This is a genomic window from Ruegeria sp. AM5 (genome assembly GCF_056540645.1).
Genome location: NZ_JBQFXC010000006.1, coordinates 35,206 through 49,455, shown reverse-complemented (window position 1 = coordinate 49,455; position 14,250 = coordinate 35,206). Strand labels below are relative to the sequence as shown.

Annotated in this window: 20 protein-coding genes; 8 read left to right on the top strand and 12 right to left on the bottom strand. The window is 59.9% G+C overall.

The features are described 5' to 3' along the window. Positions 1 to 7: 7 nt before the first annotated feature. The 3 genes from ACR0AH_RS14960 to ACR0AH_RS14950 are packed head-to-tail and all read right to left on the bottom strand — an operon-like array spanning position 8 to position 3,066. Positions 8 to 1,171, bottom strand: a complete 1,164-nt coding sequence (locus ACR0AH_RS14960) for a lytic murein transglycosylase (RefSeq protein WP_170565092.1) — start codon at positions 1,169 to 1,171, stop codon at positions 8 to 10. A 12-nt stretch (positions 1,172 to 1,183) separates the two neighbouring features. Continuing rightward, positions 1,184 to 2,104, bottom strand: coding sequence for an adenosylcobinamide-phosphate synthase CbiB (gene cbiB / locus ACR0AH_RS14955; RefSeq protein WP_480592537.1), 921 nt, complete (start codon positions 2,102 to 2,104; stop codon positions 1,184 to 1,186). Then, positions 2,101 to 3,066 (bottom strand): threonine-phosphate decarboxylase, encoded by a 966-nt coding sequence (locus ACR0AH_RS14950; protein ID WP_170733755.1) that lies wholly within the window; start codon positions 3,064 to 3,066, stop codon positions 2,101 to 2,103. Before ACR0AH_RS14950 ends, cbiB begins: the two co-directional genes overlap by 4 nt. A gap of 181 nt (positions 3,067 to 3,247) precedes the next feature. On the opposite strand from ACR0AH_RS14950, the gene ACR0AH_RS14945 reads away from it, so the two are divergent. Continuing rightward, positions 3,248 to 3,610 (top strand): response regulator transcription factor, encoded by a 363-nt coding sequence (locus ACR0AH_RS14945; protein WP_008756687.1) that lies wholly within the window; start codon positions 3,248 to 3,250, stop codon positions 3,608 to 3,610. Here ACR0AH_RS14945 and ACR0AH_RS14940 read toward each other — a convergent pair. Then, positions 3,592 to 4,581, bottom strand: a complete 990-nt coding sequence (locus ACR0AH_RS14940) for a glutathione S-transferase family protein (RefSeq protein ID WP_480592535.1) — start codon at positions 4,579 to 4,581, stop codon at positions 3,592 to 3,594. The two genes, ACR0AH_RS14945 and ACR0AH_RS14940, sit on opposite strands and share 19 nt — an antisense overlap. Positions 4,582 to 4,793: 212 nt before the next feature. On the opposite strand from ACR0AH_RS14940, the gene ACR0AH_RS14935 reads away from it, so the two are divergent. Beyond that, a complete protein-coding gene (locus ACR0AH_RS14935; protein ID WP_170392635.1) occupies positions 4,794 to 5,147 on the top strand; it encodes a hypothetical protein in 354 nt (117 codons plus the stop codon). 91 nt (positions 5,148 to 5,238) lie between these two features. On the opposite strand, the gene ACR0AH_RS14930 is transcribed toward ACR0AH_RS14935, so the two are convergent. Together ACR0AH_RS14930 and ACR0AH_RS14925 are read right to left on the bottom strand one after the other, a co-directional pair. Next, a complete protein-coding gene (locus ACR0AH_RS14930; RefSeq protein ID WP_170733734.1) occupies positions 5,239 to 5,937 on the bottom strand; it encodes a fumarylacetoacetate hydrolase family protein in 699 nt (232 codons plus the stop codon). Positions 5,938 to 5,967: 30 nt separating this feature from the next. Further along, entirely contained in the window at positions 5,968 to 7,140 is a 1,173-nt protein-coding gene (locus tag ACR0AH_RS14925; RefSeq protein ID WP_170508492.1) for a MalY/PatB family protein, read from the bottom strand. Positions 7,141 to 7,234: 94 nt separating this feature from the next. On the opposite strand from ACR0AH_RS14925, the gene def (ACR0AH_RS14920) reads away from it, so the two are divergent. From def (ACR0AH_RS14920) to speB, 6 genes are all read left to right on the top strand, one after another. Beyond that, positions 7,235 to 7,753, top strand: a complete 519-nt coding sequence (def, locus tag ACR0AH_RS14920; RefSeq protein WP_170392632.1) for a peptide deformylase — start codon at positions 7,235 to 7,237, stop codon at positions 7,751 to 7,753. Further along, complete coding sequence (gene def, locus ACR0AH_RS14915) at positions 7,750 to 8,244, top strand: peptide deformylase (RefSeq protein WP_480592533.1); 495 nt, start codon at positions 7,750 to 7,752, stop codon at positions 8,242 to 8,244. Before def (ACR0AH_RS14920) ends, def (ACR0AH_RS14915) begins: the two co-directional genes overlap by 4 nt. A 23-nt stretch (positions 8,245 to 8,267) precedes the next feature. Next, positions 8,268 to 9,182 (top strand): methionyl-tRNA formyltransferase, encoded by a 915-nt coding sequence (gene fmt, locus ACR0AH_RS14910; RefSeq protein ID WP_170733736.1) that lies wholly within the window; start codon positions 8,268 to 8,270, stop codon positions 9,180 to 9,182. A 6-nt stretch (positions 9,183 to 9,188) separates the two neighbouring features. After that, positions 9,189 to 9,425 carry a hypothetical protein gene (locus tag ACR0AH_RS14905; RefSeq protein WP_170392629.1) on the top strand — a complete coding sequence of 79 codons (237 nt, stop codon included), beginning with the start codon at positions 9,189 to 9,191 and terminating at the stop codon, positions 9,423 to 9,425. A 1-nt stretch (position 9,426) separates the two neighbouring features. Continuing rightward, positions 9,427 to 9,663 carry a GlsB/YeaQ/YmgE family stress response membrane protein gene (locus ACR0AH_RS14900; protein ID WP_480592531.1) on the top strand — a complete coding sequence of 79 codons (237 nt, stop codon included), beginning with the start codon at positions 9,427 to 9,429 and terminating at the stop codon, positions 9,661 to 9,663. Positions 9,664 to 9,725: 62 nt separating this feature from the next. After that, positions 9,726 to 10,547, top strand: a complete 822-nt coding sequence (gene speB, locus ACR0AH_RS14895) for an agmatinase (RefSeq protein WP_480592529.1) — start codon at positions 9,726 to 9,728, stop codon at positions 10,545 to 10,547. Here speB and ACR0AH_RS14890 read toward each other — a convergent pair. From ACR0AH_RS14890 to ispH, 6 genes are read right to left on the bottom strand one after another with little or no spacing between them, the layout of a single operon-like run. After that, the gene (locus ACR0AH_RS14890; RefSeq protein ID WP_170392626.1) at positions 10,544 to 11,143 is read right to left on the bottom strand and encodes a COG3904 family protein; all 600 of its coding nucleotides are present in this window, start codon (positions 11,141 to 11,143) and stop codon (positions 10,544 to 10,546) included. The two genes, speB and ACR0AH_RS14890, sit on opposite strands and share 4 nt — an antisense overlap. Before the next feature lie 24 nt (positions 11,144 to 11,167). After that, positions 11,168 to 11,791, bottom strand: a complete 624-nt coding sequence (locus ACR0AH_RS14885) for a trimeric intracellular cation channel family protein (protein ID WP_170392625.1) — start codon at positions 11,789 to 11,791, stop codon at positions 11,168 to 11,170. Continuing rightward, entirely contained in the window at positions 11,788 to 12,255 is a 468-nt protein-coding gene (gene rnhA, locus ACR0AH_RS14880) for a ribonuclease HI (RefSeq protein ID WP_480592527.1), read from the bottom strand. The genes ACR0AH_RS14885 and rnhA overlap by 4 nt, the downstream gene beginning before the upstream one ends. Further along, positions 12,248 to 12,835 (bottom strand): class I SAM-dependent methyltransferase, encoded by a 588-nt coding sequence (locus ACR0AH_RS14875; RefSeq protein ID WP_480587597.1) that lies wholly within the window; start codon positions 12,833 to 12,835, stop codon positions 12,248 to 12,250. The genes rnhA and ACR0AH_RS14875 overlap by 8 nt, the downstream gene beginning before the upstream one ends. Further along, positions 12,832 to 13,284 carry a DUF3429 domain-containing protein gene (locus ACR0AH_RS14870; RefSeq protein ID WP_170392622.1) on the bottom strand — a complete coding sequence of 151 codons (453 nt, stop codon included), beginning with the start codon at positions 13,282 to 13,284 and terminating at the stop codon, positions 12,832 to 12,834. Before ACR0AH_RS14870 ends, ACR0AH_RS14875 begins: the two co-directional genes overlap by 4 nt. Beyond that, the gene (gene ispH / locus ACR0AH_RS14865; RefSeq protein ID WP_480592525.1) at positions 13,281 to 14,231 is read right to left on the bottom strand and encodes a 4-hydroxy-3-methylbut-2-enyl diphosphate reductase; all 951 of its coding nucleotides are present in this window, start codon (positions 14,229 to 14,231) and stop codon (positions 13,281 to 13,283) included. The genes ACR0AH_RS14870 and ispH overlap by 4 nt, the downstream gene beginning before the upstream one ends. Between the last annotated feature and the right edge of the window lie 19 nt (positions 14,232 to 14,250).

Genomic DNA, 14,250 nt, shown 5'->3' with positions numbered 1-14,250 from the left:
CTGACCCTTATAGCTGCTTCAGCAGCTGTGTCGTTGGCCACGCATCGGCTGGCAAACCCAGACGCAGTTGTTCAGCCTGCACAGCCGCACGCGTTCCGGCCCCAAGGATGCCGTCGATCTTGCCCACGTCGTGCCCACGCGCCTGCAGTTTGCTCTGCAACTGCTTCATCTGCGCGCCCGTCAGCCCCGGCGCTGGATTACCTGCATCGTAAATCTGCGCGCCTTCCAACCGTGTGCCGAAATAGGCGGCGGTCAGGACGTAAACGAAGCTCTGGTTCCATTCGAAATAGACATCGAAATTCGGGTAAGCCAGAAAGGCGGGTCCTTTATGCCCTTGTGGCAGGATCAGCGAGGCAGGCAGATTTGCCAACGACCCACTACGCGCCTGCACGCCCATCGCCTGCCATTCGGACACCGAGCGGGGCTTGCCGGGGCCAGAGAGAGACCAGTCCATCTGCGCGGGGACGGTGACCTCTTGCAACCATGGCTGACCCGGTTGCCAACCCAGATGCGACAGCATCTTGGCCCCGGACATCAGTGCATCCGGCGCCGATGTTTTTAGCGAAACCTTGCCGTCTCCGTCCCCATCCACGCCGTTTTCCAGAATGTCGCGGGGCAGCATCTGGACCATGCCGATTTCACCGGCCCAGGCTCCGGTGGTGCGGGCGGGGTCAAAATTGCCCTGGCTGTACAGCTCGATCGCGGCGAAAATCTGCGGGCGGAACAACTCGGGGCGGCGGCAGTCGTGGGCCAGCGTCACCAGCGCGTTGCGGGTGTTGAAATCGCCCTGAAAGGACCCGTAGTCGGTCTCGAACGCCCAAAATGCCAGTAGCACACCGCGCGAAATGCCGTATTCCTGCTCAATCCGGTCAAACACCGCGTCGTATTTGCCCGACATGGCCTTGCCCCGGTCGATCCGGTTCTGTGAAATCAGGCGCCGCGAGAAGTCGATGAATGGTTTCTGGAATACGCCCTGCGCGCGGTCGGCTTTCAGAACGGCTCCGTCCTGCTGCACGCCCTTGAAAAAGCTGTTGACGGTGGATTTGTCGTAACCCTGCTGAATGGCTTCGGCTTTCAGCCCTTTGACGAAGGTATTGAACCCACCGCCGCATTGGGCGAGTGCAGGCGAGGCGAAGAGGGCGGCGGCAATAAGGCCGGAAAGGAAACGCATAAGGCTGATCCGTCAGAATATGAAGTTGAACCCAACCCACACCGACACGAGCCCAAGCGCAAGCCCCCATACCTGCCAGAGCATGTCTGATGCGCGAAAAACCTCCGCCGCGTCGATATTCTGCCGCGCATTCCCGTTCACCCAAGCAAGATCCCGCATCTGGCCATCATAGCTGCGCGGTCCGGCCAGTGCGATATCAAGCGCACGTGCCATCGCGGCCTCGGGCCAGCCTGCGTTGGGTGAGATATGGCGGCGTGCATCCTCAACCATCTCTCCCCAGCGCGACCATTGGCTGGACAGCGCGACGATCATTACGAAGGTCAGGCGTGCTGGGACAAGGTTCAGCACATCATCCAGCCGCGCCGCTGCCCAGCCGAAGGCGCGGTATTTGTCGTTGCGATAACCGATCATACTGTCGGCGGTGTTGGCGACCTTGTAAACCAGCAGCCCCGGCAGACCTGCGACCAGAAACCAGAAGGCTGGGGCAATCACCCCGTCGCTCAGGTTTTCGGCGGCGCTTTCGATGGCCGAGCGCGCCACCTGCGCCTCGGTCATATCTCGCGTATCGCGCGAGACAATCATGGCGACCTGCGCGCGCCCTTCGGCAAGCGAGGTCAACAGGCCTTCGCCAACTGCGCGAACATGGGTGATCAGGGATTTCTGGGCCAGAAGGATGGCGCAGACCACGATCTCGACGATCGGACCAAGCAGCGCTAGCAACCGGCCAAGGATGAGTGCCACCGCAACCAGGATGAGTACCGTCGCAACCCCTTTGAGGCGGCGATACGCCCCATGGTTCAGCCGGTTGTCCAGCCAGCCAATCGCGTTGCCCATCAGTACGGCAGGGTGGCGAATCCGCGACCACAGCCAATCCGGCTCACCCAATGCTGCGTCCAGACACATAGCGCAGACCAATAGGAACGCGGTGCTCACAGCGCTGCTTCCAACCGGGCCCAACCATCTGCTGGCGGTAATCCAAGGCGCAGGTAGGTCCGGGAATAGGGGAAAATTCGGCTCCAGATATGCGCCCGCGCCAATCGGTCTTGCCAGGCGGTCGCGCCATCAACGTCGTAGAGGCGGAACAGGCTGGTGCCGCCAATCAGCCGCGCACCTTTGGACGTTAAAAGCTGATCCAACCGTGTTGCTTCATTTGCCAGACGCATGCGCGTTTCATCAGCCCATTTTACATCGTGCAACGCTTGCGCGCCGATCCGCAGTGCCGGGCCGGATACGGCCCATGGTCCGGTCAGGTCGTTCAATCGTGCAATCAGATCGGGATGGCCAATTGCAAAACCCAGTCGCAACCCGGCCAACCCCCAAAATTTGCCAAAGCTCTTCAGCACCACGATGCCGGGCCGCTGGGCCAGATGAATCAGCGAGGCTTCGGGCGTTACGTCGCAGAAGCTTTCATCGATCACCGTCAGCGACGCGTCGACATCCGCGTCCTGCCAGATGCGCCCATCGGGATTGTTGGGGTGTACGATGACACGTGCCTGAGCCGGGCCGTTCTCGTGCACCGTCCAACCCTGAGCGGTGAATGCAGCGGCATGTTCGTTATAAGTGGGCATCGTGATCTGCACGCGGCCGGCTTTGGTCAGCGCGGGCACGCGGGCAATCACCGCGGAGGCACCAGGCGATGGCAGAATCTCGGCCCCATCAGGCACGTTCCAAAACACCCGCGCCGCGTCCGAGAGGCGTTCGAACGCGCCATGATCCGGCAGTTCCATCCAGTCCGGAGGCTGCAGGCCCGAGACCTCATAAGCATGCGGATTGATCCCCGTGGACAGATCGATCCAGCCTGCGCGCGTGCCCCCAAAACGCGTCATCGCGCCATCCAGCCCTCCGCCATGATCGCGCGCAGCCCGAGGGTTCAATCTGTCATCCTGTCCAACCATCTGCCCCAGCCGGAATCGCCTATTTCTCATGCTTCAAGCGGATTTTTGCCGTTCTTACAAGCGAATCCGCCCGATCACGGCGCTGTGCGGGCCTTGTTAACACTTTGTTAAGGAAATCGCGTGATCACGGACAACAGGGGTCGGCACCACTCACCCATATCACGTGCCGAGGTTGTTGCAAATGAAAGTACTGATTGTTGAGAGTAACCCCGATCTAGGTCGGGTCTGGCAGCGGCATCTGCAAAGGCAGGAGGCCGAAGTCACGCTGGTCGAAACGCAAGAGGCCGCGATCCTGGCACTGTATGGTACCGCATTCGATATCATCGTGCTGGATCTGGTTCTGGAAACCGGCAGCGCCTTGGCGGTTGCCGATTTCGCAAGCTATCGCAGGCCCGAGGCGCGAGTGATCTTCGTCACCAACACCACATTCTTCTCGGACGGATCAATCTTTGCCCATAGCGCCAATGCCTGCGCCTATGTCCAAAGCTCGACCCCGCCCGAGGATCTGGCGGCCATGGTCGAACACTACGCGGCGGGGCGCTGATCTCGTCCATGAGGTTCTGAATAGTCCAACGTTGGATTCACTGGAATAATTCGGTGCGGATTGATGCTGTCATGGCTGAAGTGATAGTGGCGCACGATGTGGTTCATGTTCACTGTCTGCGCCACGCCGGGCCATTGATATAGCTCCCGCGTAAAGGCCCAGAGGTTCGGGTAGTCCACCAACCGACGCTTGTTGCACTTGAAATGTAAATGATAAACCGGGTCGAACCGGATCAATGTGGTGAACAGGCGCCAGTCGGCCTCAGTCACGCGGTCACCCATAAGATAGCGGTTCCGGGCCAGACGATCCTCAAGCCAGTCCAGCGTGTCGAACAGAGGTTCAACCGCGGCGTCATAAGCTTCTTGCGAGGTGGCAAAGCCGGATTTGTAGACCCCGTTATTGACATCGGAATAGATGCGCGCGTTGACCTCTTCGATCTCGTCCCGCATTGCCTCGGGCCAGTAGTCGTCTGTGTTGCCGGTGATCCCGTTGAAAGCCGAGTTGAACATGCGGATGATTTCCGAGCTTTCGTTCGACACGATCGTTTTCTCAACTTTGTCCCACAGGATCGGAACCGTAACGCGGCCCGAATAGTGAGGGTCGGCACGGGTGTAGATTTGATGGGCAAATTCTGATCCGAACAGTTTGTCGCCGGTCGCGCCATGGTCGTCGGTCTCAAAGGTCCAACCTTTATCCAGCATATCCGGATGCACGACCGAGACCGAGATGTGGTCGCTCAGCCCTTTCAACTCACGAAAGATCAGTGTGCGGTGCGCCCAAGGGCAGGCGTGCGAGACATAAAGGTGATAGCGCCCCGATTCCGCCTCGAACCCGCCGCGCCCCGAGGGGCCGGGCGCGCCATCGGCGGTGATCCAGTTGCGAAACTGTGCGGCCGAGCGTTTGAACGCCCCGCCTGTGGATCTGGTGTCATACCAGGTGTCATGCCATTCGCCGTCGACAAGCAGGCCCATCGTTATTCCTTTCGCATTGCGATTGGGTCAAAGATAGGCCGTCTTGCGCCACGATCCTATTTCACCGGGCGCGCATCAGGCCTGCATGCGCGCACAGGTGGGATGCGGTGTCTGGGCACCAGAACCGCAATGCCAAAACTTATGTGACGCCGTTCACTGGATTTTTACAGGAATCGCGTCAGACTAATGAGTGTTAAGGGGGGAAGTTTATTATGAGTACCTATGTTTCCAAGGAAATTCGCGCCGAATTGGATGCGGCCCGAATCGCTACCCTCAAGAAATCCAGCCGTTTGCGGGTGGAGGTTGGCGACAATAGCTTCAAAATTTTGACATTGTGGAAGGATGGTTTCACCGTCGAGGCCGAAACCACGCCGCGCCTGCGTGGGCTCGTCGATATCTATGACGGTGCCAACCACATGTATCAGTGCCTGATAATCGCAGACGAAGAAGCGGTGGGTGAAATGCGCTATGAGTTCAAGCGTAACACTGTGGCGACGGACAAGGCTCCACTGGATTTCTACCGCGCCCCGGATGCACCGATCGCATTGCTTGAAAACCGCGACTGACGCGCGCACCGTTTGATCTTTGGCACCGACGCGCCACCGGCGCTCGGGCGGTAATGGGGCCTCAAGATTCTCAGGGATCAGGCCGGACGGTTTAGTCGGAGGCCGTCAGGGTCAGGTGCACAGGAGCCAAACCATCGATGCCGCCTTCAATTCGGTCTCCGGCGACCACAGGCCCGACCCCGGCGGGTGTGCCGGTCAGGATCAGATCGCCGGGGCGCAAATGGTAGAAACCCGATAGATGGGAGATCAGTTCATCGATCTTCCAGACCAGCTCTGACAATGTGGCGTCTTGTACGACCCGCTCATTGACGCTCAGATAGATGCGCTTGTCATCAGATGGGCTCCAGTCATCGGCGCGGGTCAGCGGAGCGAAGACCGCGCCGTTTTCCACATCCTTGCCCAGATCCCAGGGGCGCTGTTTGTTGCGCTCGCGGATCTGCAGGTCGCGGCGCGTCATGTCCAGCGCACAGCCATAGCCAAAAATCGCGTTGCGGGCCTCAGTGGCTGTGGCCTGAAAAACCGGCTTGCCGATGGCAACGGCCAGTTCCATTTCATGATGATAATCCTCGGTCCCTGCCGGATACGGCACATGCGCTCTGGTCAAAACCGCGTTGGGCGCGGATTTGGTGAAGTAAAACGGCGCCTGACGATCCACCTCATGCCCCATCTCGGCAGCGTGGGCCGCATAGTTGCGGCCCACGCAGAAAATCCGCCCGATCGGATAGGTCGCCTGTTCCCCCTGCACCGGGATGCTCGGGATGTCCGGAAGCGTAAAAAGGTGGTTGGGCATGACGTGCCTCCGTTTATTTTTGAACGGGGTTCATTGCAAATCGCCAAAGGCTGCTTTCAATCGCGCACAGGCTTCTTCAACCCGCTCGCGTTGGGTGGCCAGATTGAAGCGCTCGAAGGTTTCTCCACCGGTGCCGAAACCGGGGCCAGAGGATGTCGCGATCCGCGCATCTTCGCGTAGGCGGCGGACAAACTCATCGTGGCTCATACCCGTGCCCGAAAAATCGACCCATGCCAGATAGGTCGCCTGAAGCGGCATCGACCACAGGCCCGGTATCTCGGCTATGGTAGCATCAAACAGCTTCCGGTTCGCGTCCAGGTGGGCAATTTGTTCATCGACCCATTTTGCACCTTCCGGCGAATAGGCGGCAGTGATCATCGCCACACCCAACGCACTGGGGTCATAGTCCAGCGTGGTGATCCGGTGCCGCATCTCGGCCCGCAGCTTGGCGTCGGGAATGATCATGTTGCCGGTACGCTGACCGGCGATGTTGAATGTTTTCGACGCCGCGGTCAGTGTCACCGTCCACGGGCGCGCGTCGGGGGCGGCCGTATCCATCGGTACGAAGGTATTGCCCGGATAAACCAGATCATGGTGAATCTCGTCCGACACAAGGATCAGCCCGTTGCGCTCCGCAAACGCCGCTACAGCGCGCAGTTCATCCGGCGTCCAGACCCGACCTGACGGGTTTTGCGGCGAGCACCACAGCAGCAGCTTTTCTGATCCGTCCAACCGCGACTGCGCATCGTCCAGATCAAGCCCATAGCTGTCGCCATCGCGCACCAGCGGGCATTCCACCACGCGGCGGCCGGATTTGTTCACCTTATGGGCAAACTCATGGTAGACGGGCGTGAAGATCACGACGCCATCTCCCGGTTCACTCCAAACATCCAGACACAGGGCAATCGCATTGCCCAACCCTTGTGAGGTCAGAATCCAATCGGTGTCGATCTCCCAGTTGTGGCGTGTCTTCATCCACCACTGGATTGCATTCAGATAATCCGGGTGCATCCATGAATATCCAAACGCGCCATGATCGGCCGCTTCCCGCACCGCCTCGATCACGCAAGGGGCCGTGGCATAGTCGGAATCAGCCGTCCACATGGCCAGCCCATCCTCGGGGGCGACACCGTAAAGCTGCTCCATCTTGTCCCATTTTGAAGAGTTGGTGCCCCGGCGGTCGATCAGGTCGTTGAAAGTCATGTCATCTCCATCTGTCGAGGCGAAAGCTAACCACAAATCCATAAGGTGCAAGGGGGCCGTTGCGGAGGCGGGCGCGATGGCCTAAATCAGCCCCATGAAACGCAATATCCTGATCCACCCCGATCCCCGCCTGAAAAAGGTCTGCGCGCCGGTGGCCGACATCACCGACGATCTGCGCAAACTGGCCGATGACATGCTGGAGACGATGTATGACGCGCCCGGCATTGGCCTTGCTGCGCCGCAGATCGGTGTGCTCGACCGGCTGATCGTGGTGGACTGCGTCAAAGAAGAAGGTGAGGCCCCACGCCCACTGGTGATGTTCAACCCCGAGGTCATCGCGTCCTCGGACGAGACCAACGTTTACGAAGAAGGCTGCCTGTCGATCCCTGAGCAATATGCCGAAGTCACGCGCCCGAAGACGGTTGATGTCACCTGGCTGGACCGTGACGGTAATCTGCAGCAGGAAACCTTTGATGATCTCTGGGCGACTTGTGTGCAGCATGAGATCGACCATCTGAACGGTAAGCTCTTCATCGACTATCTCAAACCGCTCAAGCGTCAGATGATCACGCGCAAAATGCAGAAGCTCAAGCGCGAAAAGGCCCGTACATGACGGTGCGGACCTGCCTGCCGTGGCCCGACAAGCGCCTGCGCACCAAGGCCGAGGATGTCACGGAAATCACCGACGACATCCGCACCATCTGGGACGATATGATCGATACGATGGAGGCGATGCCGGGTGTTGGCCTCGCTGCGCCGCAGATCGGAGTGATGCTGCGGCTGGCTGTCGTGGATGGCTCGACCCAGCGAGGCAAAGCTGTGCGACTGGCCAACCCCGAGATTCTGCACAGCTCGGTTGAGCTGCGTGAACATGACGAGGCCAGCCCGAACTTGCCCGGCGTGTCCGCCAAGGTGAAGCGACCGCGCGCAGTGACCGTGAAATTTCTCAACGAACAGGGCCAGATCGACCGCCGTGATTTTGTCGGCATCGAGGCCACCAGCGTGCAGCATCAGATCGACCACCTGAACGGGCGGATGTATTTCGACCGGCTCAGCAAGGTCAAACGCGACATGCTGCTGCGCAAAGCACAGAAGAAGGGGTGAAACCCCATCCTACGGAGGGACGGATGCGTATCATCTTCATGGGAACGCCAGATTTCTCGGTGCCGGTGCTGGATGCGCTGGTCCGTGACGGGCACGAAATCGCCGCCGTCTATTGCCAACCGCCACGCCCCGCCGGTCGCGGTAAAAAAGACCGTCCAACCTCGGTGCACGCGCGTGCCTTGGCGCTGGGCTTAGACGTTCGCCATCCGACCTCGCTGAAATCACCCGAAGAACAGGCCAGCTTTGCAGCGCTGAATGCCGATATCGCGGTGGTCGTCGCCTATGGCCTGATCCTGCCACAACCTATTCTGGACGCGCCAACCCATGGCTGCCTGAACATTCACGCCAGCCTGTTGCCGCGCTGGCGTGGGGCCGCGCCAATACACCGCGCGATCATGGCAGGCGATGTGCAAACCGGTGTTTGTATCATGCAGATGGAGGCCGGGTTGGATACAGGCCCCGTTCTGCTGCGCGAGGCCACCGAGATCGGGATTGAGGAAACCACGGCGCAACTCCATGACCGCCTATCGGGCATGGGTGCGGCGCTGATCGTTGAGGCGCTGAACACGCTGCCGAGCCTGACCCCCGAACCGCAGCCCGAGGTCGGCGTAACCTACGCCGCCAAGATCGACAAATCCGAGGCGCGGATCGACTGGTCGGCCCTCGCGTCCGAAGTCGACAGAAAAATCCGCGGTCTCTCCCCGTTCCCCGGCGCATGGACCGAGGTCGAGGGCAATCGGATCAAACTGCTGGCTTCGCGGCTGGCCGAAGGACGGGGCACTCCGGGCGAGGTGCTGGACGACCACCTGCGCGTGGCTTGCGGCGAAGGCGCAGTTGAGTTGCTGCGCTTGCAACGGGCAGGCAAGGGCGCGCAGGATAGGGAAACTTTTCTGCGGGGATGGCCCATGTCGGCCGGGACCCGCCTGTCATCGGAGTAGGCGTACATGATCATGATCATGATGGGCACGGTCGTGATTGCCGGGATCGTAGGCTATCTGTCTGAACAGACTGGCTTTACCCATAACGGCTATCTGCAGTCGATCATCATCTGCGTGGGTGGTGCTTTCCTGTTCTATTTCGTGCGCATCATGTTCGGCATCAGCTTTGGCCCGCCGGGGTTGGACGCGGTGCTGTCCTCGATCGGTGCGCTGATCATCGTTCCCACGCATTGGAGGAAATGATATGCCGATCATCGCCCTGATCATCGTCGGAGCCGCTGCAGGTTTCCTCGCCACCCGCCTAATGCGGATCGAGGCCGATATTCCAACCACCATGCTGATCGGCATTGTCGGCGCTTTGGTGGGCGGTTTGGTACTGCGCACGCTCATCACTGTGATGGGCTGGCTCTCAGGGTTTATCGGCGCCGTTCTGGGGGCGCTCTTCGTGATCTGGATCTGGCAGACATATATCCGCCGCTGATCGCTTGACCCGACCGTGATCTGCGACCAATGTCCCGTCAATTCTTTGTTGAAAGGCCTCTCATGTCGCATGATCTGACCGCCGGAGACGTCGCCCTGATGGGTGTGCCGTTGGACCTGCATTCCTCGTTCCTGCAAGGCCCCGCCTTTGCGCCGGGTCGCATCCGCGAGGCGTTGCATTCCGGTGCGGCCAACCTGACCGCCGAGGATGGCACTGATCTGGGCGCAACCGACCGCTTCAAAGACACCGGCGATCTGGATGTGTTCGAGATGATGGGGCAGGAACCCATCGACCGGATCGAGGCAGGGGCCGCCGCCCGGATCGAAGCCGGTGCACGATTATTGTCGTTGGGGGGCGATCACTCGGTCGCCTATCCGCTGATCAAGGCCCACGCGGACCGGTATGAGGGGCTGAATGTCTTGCATATCGACAGCCACCCCGACCTCTATGACAGTCAGCAGATCGGCCCGCTGGGCCATGGCTGCCCGTTTGCCCGCGTGATGGAAACCGGCATGATCAACCGTCTGGTGCAGGTCGGGATCCGCACCATGAACAAGCACCAACAGGAACAGGCCGACAAGTTCGGGGTCGAGGTAATCGACATGCGCAACTGGAGCCCCGATCTTGAGATCAGCTTTGATGGCCCGGTTTACCTGTCACTGGACCTCGATGCGCTGGATCCGGCCTTTGCCCCCGGCGTTTCACATCACGAACCCGGCGGTCTCAGCACGCGTGAGGTGATCGACCTGATCCACCGGTTCAAGGGCCAGTTGATTGGCGCGGATATTGTCGAGCTGAACCCGCATCGCGACCCCTATGGCATGACCGCCATGGTGGCGGCGAAATTCGTCAAGGAAATCGGCGCGCGACTGCTGACGCGCTAACGTTCGTCGCAGATTGCGGCAGTGCCAAGGCGAGGGGCGGACCGTGTAGTCATGTCGAACCGATTCGCCTCGGACGCCGTCATCCAGTGCATCTCTTCCTCGGATGCTGCATCCAGCGTGAACCAGTAGAAGTCGGGATCGACGCCGATATCTTCGAAATAGTTCAAATACCGGTCATGCTCGGGGTGATCTTCGGGTAGCTCCGCAGCGACATAGCCGCCGCCGCCCCAGCTGTGGACCCCCACGCAGGCGCCGGGTTCCAGCACGCGTCGGTTACCCGCTAGAAACAAATCGGTGCCGCCCGAGGCCACCAGCCCGTTTGACGGAACCACCGTGTCGAACCCTTCCTCACGCACTACGCGACTGAAGACCACATTCGAGTCATCATCGACCGAACCTTCGATATTTTGCAGCACCAGTGTCTTGATCTCGGGGTTTTCGTCCATCACTTCTTCAAACGCGCTGAGCGTTGTGTGGTCGATCGTTCCGGATGCGACGATCTGATTGCCCACTGCCGTGAAGCTGACCGGGGCGTATTGCTCTGCACATGCCGTTAGCAGCAGTGCCGTGGCCAGAAACGAAAGTCTGTAGGTCATCGCGATCTCTTGTCCGTTTCTATCCTATTGCCGAGGCGGTCGGGCCTTGTAAACCGGCAACTGCCAACCGAACAACAGAGATCCGGCGCGCAACGCCCAGCAAATCAATGCACATAAGCCCAATGCCAGCAGGCCTTCCAGCCCGAGGCGGGTGGCAAACACAGCGGTCAAGGCTCCGATAAAGGCGCAGGATACGTAAAGCTCACCTTGTTTCAGTACCAGTGGCACCTCGTTGCACACCACGTCACGCATCAAGCCGCCCAAACAGCCCGTGGTCACCCCCATCAGCACTACGATGATACCGGATTGATCCAACGACAACGCCGCACCCGTGCCAGCAGCGACCGCGATGGACAGGGCGAAACTGTCCAACCAGACTAGCCAATTATACCGGCTTTCCACCAGATGAGCGGTAAAAAATACCAGCACCGCAGCGCCGCAAGCGATCAGGATATAAGCGGGCTGACCGACCCAGAAGATCGGATGTCGGTCCAGCAGCAAGTCGCGTACGGTACCACCGCCCACTGCCGTCAGACAGGCGATGAAGGCAAACCCGACCAGATCAAGCTGCGCTCGGCTGGCCACCAGCGCACCGGTCAGCGCAAAGACCAAAACCGAGGCGTAATCCAGCAGGGCAAGCCCGCTCACGCCTGCGCCTTCTTAGGTTTGAATGGGGCCATGCCGGCGCGTGCCAACTCATCCGCGCGTTCATTTTCGGGATGGCCCGCATGGCCCTTGACCCATTCCCAGGTCACCTGATGCCGCTCTTGCGCCTCATCCAGCCGCTGCCACAAATCGACATTTTTGACCGGCTTCTTGTTCGACGTCTTCCAGCCGTTCCGCTTCCACCCGAAAATCCATCCCGTAACGCCGTTCTTCACATAAGCGCTGTCGGTGACGATAGTCAGTTTCGAGGGCCGCTCCAGCGTCTCCAAAGCACTGATTGCAGCCAGCAGTTCCATCCGGTTGTTGGTTGTCTCGGCTTCGCCTCCGCTCAGCTCGCGTTCTTTCAGGATGGTATCGCCATCCATCGCGCGCAGCAGTACGCCCCAGCCGCCGGGGCCGGGATTTCCGGAACAGGCACCATCGGTATAGGCAAAGAGATCAGGCATGAGCGAATACCAGAATGAACCCGTCGTAAGACCCGGCCAAACCTTTCCCCATTCCCTGCACGGTACGATCAATGGTGAAACCTGCCGAGGTCAGGGCGTCCTTGATCTGGGTCTCTGAATAATAGGTATAGTAACGGTCCAAATCATCGCGATGCTCGCCTGTGCCCAGCTTCATTCCCAGAAACAGCTGCCCGCCCGGCTTCAGTGCGGTGTGGATCGCGTTCAGATGACGCGGGAAATCGGCGCGCGGGGCGTGCAGCAGGCAGAAACTGGCATAGACGCCGTCATACTCTGCTACCTCTGTGACGTCATCGAAGGTGCCAAGGTGGGCGTCAACACCGTTGCTCCGCGCATGTTCAACAAAGGCAGGGGTTGCATCCAGCGCCCGTACCTTCAGCCCTTGCCGCATCAGAAACGCGCTGTCTGATCCGGGACCCGAGCCCAGATCCAGCACATATCCACCCTCGCGGACCGCATCTACAAAAGCCTGACGCGCCTCTAGCTGCTCGGCGGGCAGGGGGATCCTTAGGTAATCCGCAACGCGATCCGAGTAGGCCTTGATGGTCCGTTCATCACTCACAGGTAAACTCCCACAGCAAGACAGGTCAGCACGACAGCGGTTAACAGGACGCGCAGCCGCATCCACCAGACCGGGGTCAACCGCCAATATGAGAACATGGCGTCCAGCAAAAGCAAGCCCGCAAACCCATACATCAGGTTGGTGCCCGCATTCACCGGACCGCCGCCGGTCGTGAAAAATGCCCAAAGTGCAGGCAACACCGACAAGGTGTAACAGGCCGCAGCTTTGCTGCCTGAGGTTTTGGTGGCGAAGCCCCACAGCACGCCCGACATGAAACTCAGGATCACCGAGCCATAGAATAGCTGAATATACGGCCCCACGAAGCGCGACCCCAGCGTCTGCCGACCCCAATCGTTCAAATCACCGTTCAGATAAGTCAGCGCGCCCCAGACAAACGGGATCAGCCCAGCCAAACCAAGGAATAACGGCGCGCGGGGGATGCCGCTCATGCTAGTTCCCGCAATACGCGGGGAACTTTGAACTCGACATTCTCGACAGCGGTTTCGACCAGCTCGACGGTGACATCGTAGTGGTCGCGGAATGCATCGATCACGTCGTTCACCAGCACCTCGGGCGCGGATGCCCCGGCGCTAACCGCAATGCTGGAAATTCCTTCCAGCGCACGCCAGTCGATCTCGGTCGCGCGCTGCACCAGCTGCGCATAACTGCATCCGGCGCGCGAGGCGACCTCGACCAGACGACGTGAATTCGATGAGTTCGGCGCACCCACCACCAGCAAGGCATCGGCTTTCGGAGCGACGGCTTTCACCGCTTCCTGCCGGTTGGTGGTGGCATAACAAATGTCTTCCTTGTGCGGCCCGACGATGGCGGGGAAGCGGGCCTCAAGCGCGGCAATAATGTCCTTGGTGTCATCCACCGATAGGGTTGTCTGGGTGACAAAGGCCAGCTTTTCGGGGTTACGCACAGCGACCTGCGCCACATCTTCTACCGTTTCAACCAGCAGCACCTCGCCATCGGGCAGCTGTCCCATGGTGCCGATGGTTTCGGGGTGGCCCTTGTGGCCGATCATGATCATCTGCAGCCCGGCATCCGCATGGCGCTGCGCCTCGACATGTACCTTGGATACAAGCGGGCAGGTGGCGTCGACATATATCATCTCGCGCTGGGCTGCTGTGGCGGGCACCGATTTTGGCACACCGTGGGCCGAGAAGATCACGGGGCGATCATCAGGGCATTCGTCCAGCTCCTCGACAAACACGGCACCCTTGGCGCGCAGACCGTCGACGACGAATTTGTTGTGAACAATCTCATGGCGCACATAGACAGGCGCCCCCCATTTTTGAAGGGCCATTTCCACAATCTTGATGGCACGGTCCACTCCGGCGCAGAACCCGCGCGGGGCGGCCAGATATAATGTCAGCGGCGGCTTTGTCATTCGGCGATCTCCTGGACCG

Excerpts from the sequence above, each read along its gene's own strand:
- ACR0AH_RS14960 (WP_170565092.1), bottom strand. The coding sequence starts at position 1,171 with ATGCGTTTCCTTTCCGGCCTTATTGCCGCCGCCCTCTTCGCCTCGCCT.
- ACR0AH_RS14950 (WP_170733755.1), bottom strand. The coding sequence starts at position 3,066 with ATGGTTGGACAGGATGACAGATTGAACCCTCGGGCTGCGCGCGATCAT.
- ACR0AH_RS14945 (WP_008756687.1), top strand. The coding sequence starts at position 3,248 with ATGAAAGTACTGATTGTTGAGAGTAACCCCGATCTAGGTCGGGTCTGG.
- ACR0AH_RS14940 (WP_480592535.1), bottom strand. The coding sequence starts at position 4,581 with ATGGGCCTGCTTGTCGACGGCGAATGGCATGACACCTGGTATGACACC.
- ACR0AH_RS14935 (WP_170392635.1), top strand. The coding sequence starts at position 4,794 with ATGAGTACCTATGTTTCCAAGGAAATTCGCGCCGAATTGGATGCGGCC.
- ACR0AH_RS14930 (WP_170733734.1), bottom strand. The coding sequence starts at position 5,937 with ATGCCCAACCACCTTTTTACGCTTCCGGACATCCCGAGCATCCCGGTG.
- ACR0AH_RS14925 (WP_170508492.1), bottom strand. The coding sequence starts at position 7,140 with ATGACTTTCAACGACCTGATCGACCGCCGGGGCACCAACTCTTCAAAA.
- def (WP_170392632.1), top strand. The coding sequence starts at position 7,235 with ATGAAACGCAATATCCTGATCCACCCCGATCCCCGCCTGAAAAAGGTC.
- def (WP_480592533.1), top strand. The coding sequence starts at position 7,750 with ATGACGGTGCGGACCTGCCTGCCGTGGCCCGACAAGCGCCTGCGCACC.
- fmt (WP_170733736.1), top strand. The coding sequence starts at position 8,268 with ATGCGTATCATCTTCATGGGAACGCCAGATTTCTCGGTGCCGGTGCTG.
- ACR0AH_RS14905 (WP_170392629.1), top strand. The coding sequence starts at position 9,189 with ATGATCATGATCATGATGGGCACGGTCGTGATTGCCGGGATCGTAGGC.
- ACR0AH_RS14900 (WP_480592531.1), top strand. The coding sequence starts at position 9,427 with ATGCCGATCATCGCCCTGATCATCGTCGGAGCCGCTGCAGGTTTCCTC.
- speB (WP_480592529.1), top strand. The coding sequence starts at position 9,726 with ATGTCGCATGATCTGACCGCCGGAGACGTCGCCCTGATGGGTGTGCCG.
- ACR0AH_RS14890 (WP_170392626.1), bottom strand. The coding sequence starts at position 11,143 with ATGACCTACAGACTTTCGTTTCTGGCCACGGCACTGCTGCTAACGGCA.
- rnhA (WP_480592527.1), bottom strand. The coding sequence starts at position 12,255 with ATGCCTGATCTCTTTGCCTATACCGATGGTGCCTGTTCCGGAAATCCC.
- ACR0AH_RS14870 (WP_170392622.1), bottom strand. The coding sequence starts at position 13,284 with ATGAGCGGCATCCCCCGCGCGCCGTTATTCCTTGGTTTGGCTGGGCTG.
- ispH (WP_480592525.1), bottom strand. The coding sequence starts at position 14,231 with ATGACAAAGCCGCCGCTGACATTATATCTGGCCGCCCCGCGCGGGTTC.